At 51.7% G+C, this 292-nt stretch carries 1 rRNA gene; it reads left to right on the top strand.

Going from position 1 to position 292, the window contains the following annotated elements:
• Positions 1–292: ribosomal RNA gene (locus tag SB764_RS39320) — 23S ribosomal RNA — on the top strand; the annotation flags it as partial.

Here is a 292-nt window from a genome sequence, read left to right as displayed (position 1 = left end):
GCTGTTCGCCCATTAAAGCGGTACGCGAGCTGGGTTCAGAACGTCGTGAGACAGTTCGGTCCCTATCCGTCGTGGGCGTAGGAAATTTGAGAGGAGCTGTCCTTAGTACGAGAGGACCGGGATGGACATACCGCTGGTGTACCAGTTGTCTTGCCAAAGGCATCGCTGGGTAGCTATGTATGGACGGGATAAGTGCTGAAAGCATCTAAGCATGAAGCCCCCCTCAAGATGAGATTTCCCATTACGCAAGTAAGTAAGATCCCTCAAAGACGATGAGGTAGATAGGTTCGAG

This window comes from Paraburkholderia sp. SIMBA_027, assembly GCF_046535315.1.
GTDB lineage: Bacteria > Pseudomonadota > Gammaproteobacteria > Burkholderiales > Burkholderiaceae > Paraburkholderia > Paraburkholderia tropica.
The sequence above is the reverse complement of the archived record's forward strand: the minus strand, read 5'-3'. Positions and strand labels throughout refer to the sequence as shown.